This window comes from Pluralibacter gergoviae ATCC 33028 = NBRC 105706 (assembly GCF_001598855.1).
Classification (GTDB): domain Bacteria; phylum Pseudomonadota; class Gammaproteobacteria; order Enterobacterales; family Enterobacteriaceae; genus Pluralibacter; species Pluralibacter gergoviae.
This window is the reverse complement of the sequence record NZ_BCZS01000002.1, coordinates 162,519-177,310: the sequence shown is the minus strand read 5'-3', so window position 1 is coordinate 177,310 and position 14,792 is coordinate 162,519. Positions and strand designations below refer to the sequence as shown.

10 protein-coding genes and 1 tRNA gene are annotated in these 14,792 nt (G+C 52.2%); 8 read left to right on the top strand and 3 right to left on the bottom strand.

The genetic code is table 11. From position 1 onward, the window contains the following. The first annotated feature begins 124 nt into the window (after positions 1-124). Positions 125-4,276 carry an AAA domain-containing protein gene (locus tag ENGE1_RS03300; RefSeq protein WP_255265513.1) on the top strand — a complete coding sequence of 1,384 codons (4,152 nt, stop codon included), beginning with the start codon at positions 125-127 and terminating at the stop codon, positions 4,274-4,276. A 12-nt stretch (positions 4,277-4,288) separates the two neighbouring features. Here the strand turns inward: ENGE1_RS03300 and ENGE1_RS03295 are convergent, their stop codons facing one another. The 3 genes from ENGE1_RS03295 to ENGE1_RS03285 all read right to left on the bottom strand — a co-directional run bounded on the left by ENGE1_RS03295 (position 4,289) and on the right by ENGE1_RS03285 (position 7,151). Next, positions 4,289-5,413 carry a DNA methyltransferase gene (locus tag ENGE1_RS03295; RefSeq protein ID WP_048253774.1) on the bottom strand — a complete coding sequence of 375 codons (1,125 nt, stop codon included), beginning with the start codon at positions 5,411-5,413 and terminating at the stop codon, positions 4,289-4,291. Between the two features lie 197 nt (positions 5,414-5,610). Next, a complete protein-coding gene (locus tag ENGE1_RS03290) occupies positions 5,611-6,867 on the bottom strand; it encodes a tyrosine-type recombinase/integrase (protein ID WP_048253775.1) in 1,257 nt (418 codons plus the stop codon). A 199-nt stretch (positions 6,868-7,066) separates the two neighbouring features. Beyond that, a tRNA-Leu gene (locus ENGE1_RS03285) sits at positions 7,067-7,151 on the bottom strand. A gap of 174 nt (positions 7,152-7,325) precedes the next feature. Between ENGE1_RS03285 and ENGE1_RS03280 the strand changes: the two genes are divergently transcribed. From ENGE1_RS03280 to ENGE1_RS03250, 7 genes are all read left to right on the top strand, one after another. Then, complete coding sequence (locus ENGE1_RS03280) at positions 7,326-8,204, top strand: carbohydrate ABC transporter permease (RefSeq protein ID WP_043086281.1); 879 nt, start codon at positions 7,326-7,328, stop codon at positions 8,202-8,204. Continuing rightward, on the top strand, positions 8,194-9,081 hold the full coding sequence (locus tag ENGE1_RS03275) for a carbohydrate ABC transporter permease (RefSeq protein WP_048253776.1): 888 nt from the start codon (positions 8,194-8,196) through the stop codon (positions 9,079-9,081). Before ENGE1_RS03280 ends, ENGE1_RS03275 begins: the two co-directional genes overlap by 11 nt. A 10-nt stretch (positions 9,082-9,091) precedes the next feature. Continuing rightward, on the top strand, positions 9,092-9,922 hold the full coding sequence (locus ENGE1_RS03270) for a phosphodiesterase (RefSeq protein WP_048253777.1): 831 nt from the start codon (positions 9,092-9,094) through the stop codon (positions 9,920-9,922). Further along, positions 9,916-10,989, top strand: a complete 1,074-nt coding sequence (locus tag ENGE1_RS03265) for an ABC transporter ATP-binding protein (RefSeq protein WP_048253778.1) — start codon at positions 9,916-9,918, stop codon at positions 10,987-10,989. Before ENGE1_RS03270 ends, ENGE1_RS03265 begins: the two co-directional genes overlap by 7 nt. Continuing rightward, positions 10,982-12,295, top strand: coding sequence for an ABC transporter substrate-binding protein (locus ENGE1_RS03260; protein WP_048253779.1), 1,314 nt, complete (start codon positions 10,982-10,984; stop codon positions 12,293-12,295). Before ENGE1_RS03265 ends, ENGE1_RS03260 begins: the two co-directional genes overlap by 8 nt. A 325-nt stretch (positions 12,296-12,620) precedes the next feature. Next, positions 12,621-13,256 carry a carbonic anhydrase gene (locus tag ENGE1_RS03255; RefSeq protein ID WP_048253781.1) on the top strand — a complete coding sequence of 212 codons (636 nt, stop codon included), beginning with the start codon at positions 12,621-12,623 and terminating at the stop codon, positions 13,254-13,256. After that, positions 13,253-14,722: a SulP family inorganic anion transporter gene (locus ENGE1_RS03250; protein WP_048253783.1), complete on the top strand. Its 1,470-nt coding sequence runs from the start codon at positions 13,253-13,255 to the stop codon at positions 14,720-14,722. The genes ENGE1_RS03255 and ENGE1_RS03250 overlap by 4 nt, the downstream gene beginning before the upstream one ends. Positions 14,723-14,792 lie beyond the last annotated feature (70 nt).

Sequence of the window (14,792 nt, the reverse complement as noted above, 5' to 3'; positions counted from 1 at the left end):
TATAGATCCAATAAATAGGTATCATAAGATGGCAGATAAAAGAATATCAAAAAGCACTTTGTCAATGTTTCTAAGATCAAAGTGTGACAGAAGTTTATTTTTATCTCTTCACTAAGATTCTGAGTTGGCTACTCACAACATGCCGGTTCCCTTGCAAGCTCGACCTGGAGTTGGCGTTCTTCAAACAGCCGGTCGTGATTTTGAGGATCAGCGTAACGACCAACTGATTCGAGCTTTTGGTAGTAGAGTTATCTACCAGCCAGATAAATTAGGTACAAATAAACCGGTCAAAGCTTCTCTTTCTGATTTGTTAAAAAAAGTCAACTCTCTTCCGTCTGTCATTCTCCAAGGAAAATTTGAGCCAATAGATTTCCAAAGTGACTTTCTAAATAACATTGGACTTAATTCATCTCACTCCTCACTTATTCCTCCTATAGCAGGGCTTATACCAGATATTATTTTAGTAAGAGAGCCCAGAGAGGACGACGAGGAAATAAAACCAAATGGAAGCCGGAATGTTATACAAACTGCAACAGAAAAACGTTTTGCCCTAAGCATTATTGATATTAAACATACAAGTGAGGCAAACCCAAGTTATTCTGCTGAGGTTGCATTGTATGCGCTACTCCTTTCAAATTGGATTATTAAACAAGGGTTGCAGAATAAATATTTCGTCACCATTCGTAGTTATCTATGGACAAGATTCAAGCAAGGACAGTCCATACTTGATACGCTATTATTAAACCCTAACAACATAGCACCTGAGCAATACATCAACGCTCTTATTTCAGATAGTGAAGATGCGAATCTTCGATTTTATCTACCTACAGTGTTACATTTTTTTCGCGAAGATTTACCGCGAGTAATTTCTATTGGTGATAGTTCTAATAAAGGCTGGGAAAATCTGGAATGGCATGTTGACAGCCGATGCAGTGCCTGTGACTGGCTCGGAAATGAAGTATGGGCAAATACAAAAGATAAAACCAGAATTTCTGCCTTTCCCAATCACTACTGCTTCACAGCAGCCAAAATTACCGGCCACCTAAGCCAAATCGCAGGAATGACACGAGGGGCAAGAAAAACACTTAATCTGAACAGAATAAATTGCACAAACGATGTCGCTACATTGCCTCCTTCAGATATTGCTTTTCAATCTCATAGTCACTTAAAGAAAGAGCGCAGCCGAATCCCAGCAAGAGCAAATGCTCTTTTATCATCGAATACAAATATTGATACTTCAGCTGTACTTGCTAGCTTAGCTCCATGGCCACAACTACATTCATGTATAGCCGTTAACTTTGATCCAAGCGCCGGATTATTAACGGGATTATCAATTACAGGAAAAACAACTGCTTATATAAAAGGTCAAAGTCCACGATACTTCCCAACTAAATCGTTTGTTGTGGATCAGAAAAACTTAGACGATGAATGGAACGCTCTCGAAGGTTTATTATCTACACTATCTGATATGATTGATCAATCCGAAAAATATATTCGAGAAGCCGGAAAACCCCCCCTCACAGCTCAAATTGCATTTTGGGAAAAACGTCAGTTTGAGGAGTTATGTAATGCGATGGGGAGACATCTACCACACGTACTTGGTCTAACTGATAGAAAAACAAAAGCATTAGCATGGTTATTCCCAGCGGATGAACTTATAGAAAAACCGGATGGAGCAGTTAGCCCATGTGTAGTATTCATTGATGACATTATTAAGAGAGTTGTTTTCTCTCCATCACCTCATGTCATCACTTTATTTGACACAGCAGCAAACTATTACTTCGGGAACTTTCCTGTCGTACAAAAAGATGCTTATTATCGTGAGTTTCTTACTAATGGTATACCCCGTGAAAGAATATATGAAATATGGAGTAATGCGGCCACAATAAAAAGAGGAAGTGTCATATCTCCAAGAAATACTGTTATTCAAGAATTTGCAAACGCTTTAGAAAAACAATGTAAAGCGTTAAACAGTATTGTTGATAAATTACGATTTGACTTCAGCGGGCATTTAAAGGCAAATGCTCCTAAACTCTCTCTTTCTATCCCCAGAGGTACAACAAATGTTGCTTTTGACTCCAAACTATGGGTTTGGTGGGATGAATTACAATATCAGACAAAAAAATTAGAGTCACATCAGAGAATCGCTCTTGACGCCGAGACATTAGAGGCAAACTACGATGCTATTAGAATTACAAATGGAAAACCAACAGGTCAACCTAACGAGTATGTATTCGATGTACTAACTGGTTCTACAGAGGCTAAACTTGATGACAATGATGGTTTTTTGATTCTTGGAAAAGAAGGATTCCCTGGTTTTCCATTACAACGTGCATTAGATATCTTAAATAAGGGTATTAACTATTCTTTAATTCAAGATGCATTGTTGACCACTCCCTTATGGTCATCACTTAGCGTAACATTAATTTCATTCGATAGAAACACTCGTAAGGCAGTACTATCAATATTTAATAGAAAGCAAACTAATTTCTTTCAGTTACTTGTCGCAAATTCGCCTATAGATTTCATGAATGATGTTTTTATAACAAAAGGGCAATCATCATTTAAATGGTATGAAAAAGTAAAAAATATCTTAAGCTTAGTTGGAAATCCATCAATAGCTGTTGCAGATACTAACGCTGCACATGCAATGGGGGCTAAACCTGCAAAATCTGGTAAAGATGTTGTGACTCCTCTTGCCCGCGTATTATGGGAAGCTGATACCCTTTATAATAATTCAATAATTTCAACAGCAGATGCTAAATCTATTGCCTCATATGCGAAAGCAAAATTTGGTTTGAATGATAGCCAAAAGGCTGCTATATCACATGCTTCAGAAAAAGGATTAACGCTAATATGGGGACCACCTGGAACGGGCAAAACTCAAACATTAGCAGCATGTATTCATAGCATGGTCTATCATGCTATGAATACCAACGCCCCCTTGAAAGTCTTAGTAACAGGTCCAACATATAAAGCAGTTGAAGAACTTATAGAAAGGGTAATTAACTCACTAAGTGCGGAAAAATCGTGTAACACTGAGATATTCGTAGGATATTCACAATCTCACTCCCCAAAAAACATCTCATGTTGCACAACACACTTAAAAGTATCTTCATTTAAACTCTCAAATAGCAATAATGAAACAGCTGATTGCATTGCAAGTTTAAGGAATACAAAATCTACTACAATAGTCGCAACATCTACTATGCAAGCTTATAAACTTGCCGAATGGATGCATGGTTCTTCCGTAGCTCCTATTTTTGACATTTTAATCATAGATGAAAGCTCCCAAGTTCAAGTTACTACAGCTATTTCTCCGTTAGCTACAATAAAAGACAGCTCACGTGTTATTATCGCGGGTGATCATTTACAGATGCCGCCAATATTAGCATTAGAACCACCAAAAGGATCTGAATATTTAGTCAGCAGCATTCAAAAATATCTCATGGAACGATCCTTTGGCAGTAAAATATTGCCATGTCCATTAGAAGAAAATTATCGTTCTGCCGAAGATATTGTTGCGTATGCAAGAACTATAGGTTACAGATCTACTCTTAAAGCATCAAATGAGAAAACAAGCCTTCATTTCTTGTCTAAATATCCGAAACCACTATCAAACTATCCTAGCACCCTTCCCTGGTCTACTTTATGGTCTGATATTCTAGATGAAAACAAAAAGATATTAACATTATTACATGAAGATGAACTATCATCTCAGAGTAACATTTTCGAAGCGAAGATTGTTTCTGCTTTAACTTGGATATTAAGTCAGACAGTTAGTAATAACTTGAACGGCAGGGAAGCATGTGTTCATGATACGCCGACCGCCGAACACTTCTGGCAAAAATGCATTGGTATAGTGACGCCACATAGAGCCCAACGAGCACTGGTAATAAGAGAGCTAAAATCTATTTTTCCTGCAGATCAAGGAGAACTTATTGATAGCGCAGTGGATACTGTAGAAAAATTTCAAGGTGGTGAAAGACATACGATCATTGTAACATTTGGAGTAGGTGATGCAGATGTCATCATCGGTGAAGAGACATTTTTAATGCAACTAGAACGTACAAATGTTGCTATATCGCGTGCAATGGCCAAGTGTATTGTAGTTATGCCTCAGACTCTTGCAGGGCATGTGCCCCAAGATAAAAAAGCACTTGAGACAGCCCATGCAATAAAAGACTATGTTGATGAATTCTGTAATCAAGAAATCCTTGCACAGATTCAATATGGCTCAGAAGTTAGGAATGCTAAATTGCGATATCATGTTTAGACATTGACTGAGCTAAATTCGCTCGACATGGAAGTCATATTCTATAGCGGCAGAAGATCCTGTTCTCATTTGATGGGCTTGCCGCTTACCTGCTTCAGCACTATCAGCAGCCCGAACAGATATCAATCGCCATAGAATGTTCGATTCTTCTAGTGAATTTCTAAATATCTCTTTAGCATTCACTGATGCAGATGGAATAATTCCAAATCTAACATACATATGCAGATCATTACTTTCAGAAGCACATTTAGCAATGTTACGCCAAACCTCACCAAGTGATTTTGAAAATGTATCCTTACCAGAATGATCTAATTGTGATCCAGAACTGTAATCTACGGATTCAGGACCACCTAAAAACCAATTCCTTAGCCACTGATCTTGTACATAGGTCTTCATACCATAATAAGGAGGAGAGGTAATTATAAGTGAAGGACGCATATTCAAAGACTGAAAAACATCAGCAGACCTTGAGTCTCCTTGGATCACTTGTTTAAATGTGTCCGGAATCCCGCTTGAAAGACCGACAAGACGTTCAATTTTACGACGAAGGACTCGCAAAACATCGACTTTAGGTGGACTCATTCCTCGCTCACTCCAAAACCTTACAGCATAATCTGGTTTAGAAGCATAAGTTCGAGGCATTTGATTTGAAAAATAACTCATATTATCTATATTTCTTGCAAGAGGGCCATGCAATGCCCCTAATATTGCAGCTCTAAGTATAACGGAACTGTCTGTATCTAATGGTAATTTAGATAGTCCTTCTCTTAATGCGCAAATATCTCTTAGAGTATCAGAATGATATGCAACCCTAAAAAATGGAGTATTAGGTATTTTATTTGGATCAACTTTAGAAAGAATATTTTCTGCAAGCTCAATAGGTGACATGGGATCACAACTAGCAAGTTTCGCTCTTGCAACAGCTACTGCAACGGGTGATGAATCAATCCCCCATGCAGAAACTCCAAATGTACGAGCTGAAAAAAGCGTTGTACCTCTCCCGCAAAACGGATCTAAAACCACCGGGCGTTGTTTTTTGTATTTCTTTATTATTTTATTAGGATATTCCAACGGAAACATAGTAAAATATGGGCAAATAGCATTCAGCGCATTTTCTTTACGGTATGCAAGGGCCATGACTCTGCTCTTCCTTAAAATTTTATCTATGCTACCTCATACCAAGATATTCTACTAGCAGTAGGTGATACACACTAGTCGACGATGAAGAAGCATTCAATTTCGTTTCACAAATAAGTGCGGTGTAAGTTAGCCATTGAATAATGGCACCAATAACATAAACATACTATTTTTCAATATGTTAATTAATAAAAATACTATGTCTTTACTTTAGCAAAATCAAATAGACTAATCCCCTTCTCCCGATTCACATCCAAATAATCCGCCCACCACTGCAACATCAATCGGCGCTCATCTAAGTGCTCGGCCTTGTGAATGTAAGCCGCACGTACTAAGTTACGTTCCATATGGCTCATTTGCCGCTCTACAGCATCCCTTGACCACAGCCCTGACTCAATCAGCGAACTACATGCCATAGTCCTGAAGCCATGCCCACAAACCTCCACCTTAGTGTCATACCCCATAACACGCAGCGCCTTATTCACCGTGTTTTCACTCATCGGTTTACGAGGGTTATGATCGCCAACGAAAACAAAATCACGCTCGCCACTAAACTTGTGAACCTGTTTCAGAATTTCTAATGCCTGGCGAGACAGCGGTACTAAGTGAGGTGTACGCATTTTAGAACCTCGTTGCGAATGCTTAACACCTTCTATAGCTTCTCGTTCTGCTGGGATTGTCCACATTGCCCTTTCAAAATCGATCTCGGGCCAACGGGCAAAGCGCAACTCACTGGAACGAATAAAGATTAATAACGTGAGCTCAACAGCCAGACGGGTTAAAGGTCGTCCGGAGTAGCTATCAATTCGCTGGAGTAGTTCAGGTAAGCGTTTCAGTTCAAGTGCTGGTCGATGGACACGATTACTTGAAGCAACTGCCCCAGCCATCTCCTGAGCAGGATTGTAATCGATCAAACCGCTTTGCACTGCATAACGCATAATCGCATTGGTACGCTGCTGAAGACGCGAAGCCACTTCAAGACGCCCTGTAGCCTCAACTACTTTGATAGGGACAAGGAGATCGCGCGTACTAAAACTATCAATACTCCGCTTCCCAATTGCTGGGAACAAATTATCTTCCAAGCTCTTCAGCACCCGTCGGCTATGTTCTTCTGTCCATTTTTTATTTGCTGCGTGCCACTCTCTGGCAACTGACTCAAAGGTAATAGCCTCTTTCGTCTGCTCTTCTTTCACTGCACGTTTGTGTTCACGGGGATCGATGCCTGCAGCAACAAGCTTTCTGGCCTCTTCCCTTTTTTGACGAGCATCTGCCAGTGACGTTTCAGGATAAACCCCAAATGCCATCAGGTGCTGCTTACCACCAAAACGAAAGCGGAACCGCCAGTATTTTGAGCCGTTAGGGTGAATAAGCAAAAACATGCCATCCCCATCGACAAGGGTGTATTCCTTTTCCTGCGGTTTTGCAGAACGCACTTTGATATCTGTTAGAGCCATAAAAGTTCTCCTTCCATGTGCCGCTGTGAGTATACAACCATTATCGAACCAGCATATATACTCGGTTCTATACTCACAAGAGACTTGATGTGGGTTGAGTCAGATTGACTTCTGTTGAAAGGAAAATCGCGAAAAGCCTTGTGTGGCGCGGATTTCAGACACAAAAAAAGACGCCTTCCGCGTCTCCTTCATGTCCCACTGGTGCCGAAGGCCGGACTCGAACCGGCACGTATTTCTACGGTTGATTTTGAATCAACTGCGTCTACCGATTTCGCCACTCCGGCACGGAAGGGAATGTAAACGCCTGCGATTATACCTGTCCCGGCCCGCCATGCAAGCGGCCGCCGCGACCTCTCCCGCCAACCGTTCATAAAACCGTCACCCGGCCGTCACGCTATCGCAACCCGCCGTCCCCACACTGCCACGCCATCGAAACGTTACAACGGCCTTCACCGATGATGACAAAAAATCGCCTGCTTCCCTGGCTCATCCTCTCTCCGTCGCTGCTGTTTCTGGCGCTGTTTACCTATTTTCCGCTGGCGCGCTCGGTCTACGACAGCCTGTTCGATACCCGCATGGCGGCGGGCGGGGATGCGCCGTTTGTCGGGGCGGAGAACTTCCTGCGGCTGTTTGCCGACGGGGCATTCTGGCAGTCGCTGGTCAACAACCTTATCTATCTGCTGCTGACGGTGGTGCCCGGCGTGGCGCTGGCGCTGCTGCTGGCGGTAGCGCTGTGGGAGAACCACCGGATCAACCGCTGGCTGCGCACGGCGTTCTTCTTTCCGATGATTGTGCCGATGGTGAGCGCGGCGGCGATATGGCTGTTCATTTTTATGCCGGGGATGGGGATGCTGGACTACTACCTGGCGAAGCTGTTCGGGCCGCTGAACAATAACTGGCTGGGGGATCGCAGCAGCGCGCTGTACGCCCTGGCTCTGATCGGGGTGTGGAAGTTCGCCGGCTACTACATGCTGTTCTTTCTCGCCGGGCTGCAGGGCATTCCGGCATCGGCGCGGGAGGCGGCGATGATGGAGGGGGCGAGCAGTACGCAGATCTTCTTTAAGGTGACGCTGCCGCTGCTGCGCCCGACCCTGAGCTTCGTGGTGACCACGGCGCTTATCTATTCGATTACCCAGATTGACCACGTGGCGGTGATGACCCACGGCGGGCCGGATAACGCCACCAGCGTACTGCTGTACTACATCCAGAACCTGGCGTGGGAGACCCACGATCTTGGCAAGGCGTCGGCGGCGACGTTCCTGACGCTGGCCGGGCTGTTCGCCTTCTCATTCCTCAACCTGAAGCTGCTGGAGCGCGGAGCCCACTATGAGCGCTGAAGTTACTCCCGTTGTCTACCGGGCGCAGGCGGCGCCGCGTCCGCTGTGGCTGCGTCTGCGCTATGCGAAGTCGTTCACCCTCGCGGCGCTGATGGTCTGCCTGGCGCTGCTGTGGGTGAGCCCGTTTCTGTGGATGCTGTCGTCGGCGTTCAGCGCCGGCACCTTCTCGGCCGATATGGCGTCGGTGCTGCCGCGCCTGCCGCTGACGCTGGATAACTTCCGCGAGGCGTGGCAGAGCGCCGACTGGCTGAGCCTGTACGCCAACACCGTGATTTTTGCCTTCGGCACCTTTGCCGTGCAGCTGCTGACCATCACCACCGCGGGCTACGTCTTCGCCTGCCACGAGTTTCGCGGTAAGCAGACGCTGTTCATGCTGTTTCTGGTGCAGCTGATGATCATGCCGGTAGTGATGATGGTGCCGAACATGATGACGCTGAAGAGTCTCGGCCTGCTCAATACCCTGACCGGGGTGATGATGCCCTACTTCACCTCCGCCTTCGGCGTGTTCCTGATGCGCCAGGCGTTCCTCGCGGTGCCGAAGGAGCTGGAAGAGGCGGCGCTGATGGAGGGCTGCCGCTGGTGGCAGGTGCTGTGGCGGGTGCTGCTGCCGATGTGCTGGCCGTCGGTGCTGGCCTTCGCCACGGTAAGCATTACCTATCACTGGAACGAGTACCTGTGGCCGCTGATGATGCTTAACGATCCCGATAAGCAGGTGCTGACCGTGGGCCTCGTCTCCTTCGCGCTGGGCGCGGAGTCCGGCGGCCAGTGGGGGGTTATCTGCGCCGGTACGCTGATGGTCTGCCTGCCGCTGATGGTGGCCTTTATCACCTTCCAGAAACAGTTCCTCAGAAGCTTCGGCTTCTCCGGTATTAAATAAGGAGTTTGTCATGCTGTTAGCCCAGATATCCGATACCCACTTCCGAAGCGCCGGCGAGAAGCTGTACGGCTTTATCGACGTCAACGCCGCCAACGCGGACGCGGTGTCGCAGCTTAACGCCCTGCGCGAGCGCCCGGACGCGGTGGTGGTCAGCGGCGATATCGTCAACTGCGGCCGCCCGCAGGAGTATCAGGTGGCCCGCCGGGTGCTGGGCGGGCTGAACTACCCGCTGCTGCTCATTCCCGGCAACCACGACGATAAGGCGCACTTTCTGGAGGCGCTGTCGCCGCTCTGCCCGCAGCTGGGGCGCGATGCGCAGAATATGCGCTACGCCATCGACGACTTCGCCACCCGGCTGCTGTTTATCGACTCCAGCCTCGCCGGGGAGTCGAAGGGCTTTTTAACGCCGCAGACGCTGGAGTGGCTGGAGGCCGAGCTGGTGCGCGCCGACGGCCGCCCGACGGCGATTTTTATGCACCATCCGCCGCTGCCGCTGGGCCACGCGCAGATGGATCCCATCGCCTGCGAGAACGGCCACCTGCTGCTGGCGCTGGCGGACCGCTTTCCGGCGCTGGTGCGGGTGTTCTGTGGCCACAACCACGGCCTGGCCTTCACCCAGTACCGCCAGCTGACCATCGCCACGGTGCCGGGCACCGTCCACCAGGTGCCGTACTGCCACGAAGATCGCCGCCCTTACTACGATATGTCGCCCCCGGCCTGCGTGATGCACCGCCAGGTCGGCGACCAGTGGGTCAGCTACCAGCACTCGCTGGCGCACTACGCCGGGCCGTGGCTGTACGATGCGGCCATCAGCTGCCCGCTGGAGGACCGTCCGTGCTGAAAATCGACAACGTCAGCAAGCAGTTTGACGGCAAGGCGGCGCTCAGCGCGCTGTCGCTGACTATCCACGACGGCGAGTTCGTGGTGCTGGTCGGCCCCTCCGGCTGCGGCAAGAGCACCCTGCTGCGTCTGCTGGCCGGGCTGGAGAGCGTCAGCGATGGCGACATCTGGCTGCGCGACGAGAACATCACCGCCCTGTCGCCCCGGGAGCGCAACTTCGCGATGATCTTCCAGAACTACGCCCTGTTTCCGCACCTGTCCGTGCGGGACAACATCACCTTCGGGATGAAGATCCGCCGCGAGGAGAAGGCGACCCGGGAGCCGCGCCTGCAGCAGGTGGCGCAGATGCTGGAGCTGGAGGAGCTTCTGGACCGCAGGCCCGGGAAGCTCTCCGGCGGCCAGCGCCAGCGGGTGGCGATGGCGCGGGCCATCGTGCGCAATCCGCGGCTGTTCCTGATGGACGAACCGCTCTCCAATCTCGACGCCCGCCTGCGCAGCGACGTGCGCGACAGCATCATGGCCCTGCACCAGCAGCTGAAGATCAGCACTGTCTACGTTACCCACGATCAGACCGAGGCGATGTCGATGGCGGACCGCATCGTGGTAATGAACGGCGGTCGGGTGCAGCAGGTCGGCACGCCGGAAGAACTCTACAACAGCCCGGCAAACCTGTTCGTGGCGGGCTTTATCGGCTCGCCGGCGATGAACCTGCTGACGGTGCCCTGCCGCAATGGCGAAGTCGAAATCAGCGAGCAGCGCTACCCGCTGCCGCCCGCCTGGCGCGGCGAGCAGCAGGCGTGGCTGGGCATCCGCCCGGAGCACGTCAGCGACGCCCCGGCGCCCGATATGCTCACCCTGCCCGCCTGGGTCGAGCAGCGCGAGCTGCTGGGGGCCGACTACCTTATCCACGTCAGCACGCCCGTCGGGCCGCTGCGCTATACGCGCCGCCACCGCGGAGCCGCCCCGGAGAAGGGCGACATGCTGGTCCTCGGCTTCTCACCGGCCGATATCCATCTGTTTCACAGCAGCAACCATTGCAATTTACTCAGGGAAAATAACCATGCTTAAGCCGCTGAACGCCGCCGCCGTCGGCCTGTCGCTTATTGCCTGCGCCGGCGCGCAGGCGAAAGAGAATATCGACTTTATGTTCCCCGCGCCGATCGAGGGTAAATTCACCCAGGAGATGACGCGCATTATTAAAGAATTTAACGCCTCGCAGCAGGACGTCGAGGTGCGCGGCATATTTACCGGTAATTATGACACCACCAAAATAAAGGCCGAATCGGCGCAAAAAGCGGGCCAGCCGCCGGCGCTGGCGATCATGTCCGCCAATTTCACCACCGACCTGGCGCTGAAAAATGAAATACTGCCAATGGACGCGCTATTTAAATATGGCCCGCGCAAGGCCGGCGACGTGCTGCGCAGCGACTATTTCCCGGCGATGCAGGCCAATGCCCAGGTGAACGGCGTCACCTACGCTATTCCGTTCCACAACTCCACGCCGGTGCTCTACTACAACAAAACCCTGCTGGCGCAGAAGGGCATCAGCGAACCGCCGCAAACCTGGGACGAACTGCTGGCGGACGCCAAAAAGCTCACCGATGCGGGCAAGGGCCAGTGGGGCATCATGCTGCCCTCCACCAACGACGACTACGGCGGCTGGGTCTTCTCCTCGCTGGTGCGCGCCAACGGCGGCAGCTACTTTAACGAGAGCTATCCCGGCGAGGTTTACTACGATGCGCCGAGCACCGTGGGCGCCCTGCGCTTCTGGCAGAACCTGGTCTGGCGCGATAAGGTGATGCCCTCCGGCGTGCTCAATTCGAAGCAGATCAGCGCCCAGTTCTTTGCCGGCCACGTCGGGATGGCGATCCTCAGCACCGGATCGCTGGGCTTTATGCGCGAGAACAGCAAGGACTTTGCGCTGGGCGTGGCGATGCTGCCCGCCAAAATACGCCGCGCGGTGGGCATCGGCGGCGCCAGCCTGGTGAGCTTCAAGGGCATCACCGAGGGGCAGCAAAAAGCCGCTTACCGGTTCCTGACCTACCTCAGCAGCCCGCAGGTCAACGGCGCCTGGAGCCGCTTCTCCGGCTACTTCTCGCCGCTGAAGGCCGCCTACGACACGCCGGAAATGAAGGCCTACCTGCAGCAGGATCCCCGCGCGGAGGTGGCGCTGAAGCAGCTGCAGTACGCCCATCCGTGGTACGCCACCTACGAAACGGTAGCGGTGCGCAAAGCGATGGAGAATCAGCTGGCGGCAGTGGTTAACGACCCGAAGGTGACGCCTGAGGCCGCCGCGAAGGCCGCCCAGCAGGAGGCGGATACCCTGCTGAAGCCCTACGTCGATAAAACGGCGCTGGCGGAAGTGAAGGAGTAGCGGGGAAATAGGGGCGCCGCCGGCATTCGGCGGCACCATCAATATCATTCAGGAATAGGCTATAATAAAGCTTCATATATATGTCAGAAGCAGAATTAATATCTCAATGATAATCCAGATAATAGCCCGCTGATTTTATTATTCTTAACGAATTATTATCTGCCGCCGCCATTTTTAAAACTTTACGTTAGTGCAAAGTTTCCTAAATCCTCCGCGTTTCAGGAATATCCTCAGGCGACAAAGTTCCGGTAAATACTATTTTATTAATTGCCGTACGAGTATTGAAGGATATTTTCGCTCGTGAATTTACGCAGGAGAAACCACCTTGACGACGCTAAAACCTTTGCTGGCGAAGAACCGCAGCTGGGCGCTGCAGAAGTGCCAGCGCGACCCCGAGTATTTTGAAAAGCTGGTCGAGAGCCAGCAGCCCCATTCGCTGTGGATCGGCTGCTCCGACAGCCGCGTGCCGGCGGAGGTGCTCACCGGCGCCCAGCCGGGCGAGCTGTTCGTCCACCGCAATATCGCCAATATGATTGACCCCAACGACGATAACTTTATGAGCGTGCTGCAGTATGCCCTGCACTATCTCAACGTCGGGCAGGTGGTGCTCTGCGGCCACTACGGCTGCGGCGGAGTGCAGGCGGCGCTGTCGCTGCCGAAGATGGCGCTGGCGCAGGAGTCTTCGGCCCTTTCCAGGCGCATCGGCATGCTGCGCGCCACGCTCAATAGCGAGATCCATCGGCTGACGCCTGCGGCAGACGCGGGCGATACCGACGCCCTGAATCAGCTGGTGGAGGCCAACGTCCGCGCCCAGTTCCGCCAGCTGATGTTGTGCGAGCCGGTGCAGGCGGTGCTCGCCAGCGGCAGGCCGCTGAGTCTGCACGGCTGCGTATACGACCTGGCCTCCGGCCATCTGACCACCCTCGTTGAACATCCTGAATCCGGGGAGCAAAGCCTATGAATACGCTGCGCCAGGACGCCCTTGCCGGGGTCGTCGTCTTCCTTGTCGCCCTGCCGCTGTGCCTGGGGATCGCCCAGGCCAGCGGTCTGCCGCCGTTCGTCGGCCTGCTGACCGGCATTATCGGCGGCATCGCGGTCACCGCGCTCAGCCCGTCGCGCTTTGCGGTCAGCGGCCCCGCCGCCGGGCTGGTGACCATCGTCGTTGCCGCGATTGAAACCCTCGGCTCCTTCTCCGCCTTCCTGACCGCGCTGGCGCTGGCCGGGGTGCTGCAGCTGCTGCTCGGCGTGCTGCGCGCCGGACGCTTTATCTCTCTGGTGCCCGCCAGCGTGATCAAAGGGATGCTGGCGGCGATCGGCATCCTGCTGATCGTCCAGCAGATCCCGGTGGCGCTCGGCACTGAGGAAGAGATCCGGCTGGCCGATCTGGCGGACGGAGAGACGTCCTTCTCCACCAGCGCAATCGCCGTGGCCGCGGGCGGCCTGCTGGTGCTGTGGCTGTGGGGATCGGTGCCGATCCGCCGGATTAAGAGCCTGCGCTGGATCCCCGGGCCGCTGATCGCGGTACTGATCGGCTGCCTGACCACTCTGCTGCTGACCCGCATCGATCCGCAGGCGCTGGCGGCGCTGCCGCGAATCGCCCTGCCCGAGTTCGCCAGCCCCGGCGAGCTGGTCGGCGAGCTGGAGTCTCCGGCCTGGGGCGCCCTGCGCAACCCGGCGGTGTGGACGGTAGCGGTGACCCTGGCGCTGGTGGCCAGTCTGGAAACTCTGCTCAGCCAGGAAGCCCTGAAGAAGATGCGCCCGCAGAACCCGCCGCCGTCGCCGAACCGCGAGATGTTCGCCCAGGGCGTGGGTAACCTGCTCTCCGGCGCGCTCGGCGCGATGCCGATCACCGCGGTGATCGTCCGCAGTTCGGTGAACGTCAGCAGCGGCGCCCAGACTAAACTCTCTATCTTTATTCACGGCGCGCTGCTGCTGATCTGCGGCCTGTGGTTCAGCGGCCTGCTGACGCTGATCCCGCTGGCGAGCCTCGCGGCGGTGCTGCTGTATACCGGCTATAAGCTGGCAACCCCGCGGCTGTTCATCGAGCAGTTCCGCCAGGGCCCGGCGCAGTACGTGCCGTTCCTCGCCACCATCGCCGGGATCCTCGTCTTCGGTATGCTGGCGGGCATTGGGATCGGTATTGCGGTCCAGGTCGCCTTCAGCATCTGGCGCAGCCACCGCCACTCGCTGCAGCTGGCGCGCTATGACGACCACTACGTGCTGCGCATTCAGCAGAACCTGACCTTCCTGCACAACCCGCACCTGCTGGCGCTGCTGGCGAAGATCCCCGAGAAGAGCGTAGTGATCGTCGAGCACGACAGCGCGGGCTATCTCGATCCGGACGTGCAGGCGGTGCTTGACGACTTCGCCGAAAGCGCGCCGCAGCGCGGGATACATCTGAATCAGTGGCCGGTAGGCAGCCATTAGCCATGAACATCGGGCAACGCGCTGCCCGATGATCTACACTGCTTTTTATCTTTGCCATAACGGGAAATTG

Coding starts and splice junctions, on each gene's coding strand:
- ENGE1_RS03295 (WP_048253774.1), bottom strand. CDS start 5,413: ATGGCCCTTGCATACCGTAAAGAAAATGCGCTGAATGCTATTTGCCCA.
- ENGE1_RS03260 (WP_048253779.1), top strand. CDS start 10,982: ATGCTTAAGCCGCTGAACGCCGCCGCCGTCGGCCTGTCGCTTATTGCC.
- ENGE1_RS03280 (WP_043086281.1), top strand. CDS start 7,326: ATGACAAAAAATCGCCTGCTTCCCTGGCTCATCCTCTCTCCGTCGCTG.
- ENGE1_RS03275 (WP_048253776.1), top strand. CDS start 8,194: ATGAGCGCTGAAGTTACTCCCGTTGTCTACCGGGCGCAGGCGGCGCCG.
- ENGE1_RS03290 (WP_048253775.1), bottom strand. CDS start 6,867: ATGGCTCTAACAGATATCAAAGTGCGTTCTGCAAAACCGCAGGAAAAG.
- ENGE1_RS03270 (WP_048253777.1), top strand. CDS start 9,092: ATGCTGTTAGCCCAGATATCCGATACCCACTTCCGAAGCGCCGGCGAG.
- ENGE1_RS03250 (WP_048253783.1), top strand. CDS start 13,253: ATGAATACGCTGCGCCAGGACGCCCTTGCCGGGGTCGTCGTCTTCCTT.